This is a genomic window from Moorena sp. SIO3I8, assembly GCF_010692325.1.
Taxonomy (GTDB): domain Bacteria; phylum Cyanobacteriota; class Cyanobacteriia; order Cyanobacteriales; family Coleofasciculaceae; genus Moorena.
In genome coordinates, this window is record NZ_JAAHHW010000460.1 from 1 (window position 1) to 1,135 (window position 1,135).

The window sequence follows — 1,135 nt, forward strand, 5'->3', positions numbered from 1 at the left end:
TAATTGTTCCTTGAATATCTAACTCCTCAGGAACTCCTTCTCGCTGTAATCTTCTTAGATTACGCAAAATTACAGTCATTTCTCGGCGAGTAATCGGTAACCGAGGAATCAGGTTATAATGTTGTCTAAATCTAAGTTGTATTGATCCTGTTTCTGAAGATGAGGAACTGGACGAAGGACGAGATGAAATTGACTTAGTTTCTTGCTGATTTTTACCTTGTTTTTGCTCTTGGCCTTGAGATGATGAAGATTGGGAAGCGTTATTACTATTTGTTGCTCGATTTTTTGGTATTTCAGAGGATGAAGCTTGAGTTGTTTCCTCTAATATTTGTTCTAAAGCAGGTTTAACCAATGCTTCAAAGCCATCATTAAAAATAGCTTGGTCTTCTGGAGATTTAACCCATAATAAACACAAAAACCGTTGTAATCGATCACTATCCTCTAACCCGATTCTATCCTTAATGGTTTTAATCGCTACTAAGTAGTCAGCAATTCCCACCGGAATAGCTTCTTTTCTTAACTTATTAAATAAAGGCAATAACAGAGTTTCAGCTTCAGAAATTAATAGGTCAAGATCAATCATTTAAGTTTTTCGGCTCCAAGCTATTAAGGTCACTTTGATTCTTAACCAAGGTATGGAGAAAAGGGAGTTGATGTAATGGGGTTTGTTTTAACCCTTCATTGGTTATTTCTTCATAGTTCTGAGTTGTCTCATGTTTCTGTCCTCTCTTCAAGAGTAGCAACCAATTAATAAATTCTCCGGTACTGGGTTTTTTACGCCAATAAATAGCATTTCGTAGTTCCAAAAACTTACTTAAAGCTGCTTCAAATAAAGGAGAAACCTCTTCTTTAAAATGACTGGTTATAATCCTGACTAAATCCTCTTGATTAGGAAACTCTAGATAATAAAATAGACAGCGACGTAAGAAAGCCGGAGGGAGTTCCTTATCGCGATTACTGGTAATAATAATTAAAGGGAGGAAATCTTTGCGAGTTTCCGGTTCTTCTCCTTGAAGGGCATCATATTTCCAGCCTTTTACTTCATTAATCTCAAATTGTAATTTATCTAAAACTAGTAGTAAATCATTCGGTAAATCAATATCCGCTTTATCAATTTCATCAATTAACACCACTG

At 35.5% G+C, this 1,135-nt stretch carries 2 protein-coding genes; both read right to left on the bottom strand.

What is annotated here, in order from left to right; all coding sequences use genetic code 11:
* Positions 1-583 (bottom strand): hypothetical protein (locus F6K51_RS37880; protein WP_365940681.1); only part of this gene is annotated, 583 nt, incomplete at its 3' end.
* On the bottom strand, positions 576-1,135 hold a 560-nt coding region (locus F6K51_RS37885), incomplete at its 5' end, for a MoxR family ATPase (RefSeq protein WP_293031475.1). The genes F6K51_RS37880 and F6K51_RS37885, both read right to left, overlap by 8 nt.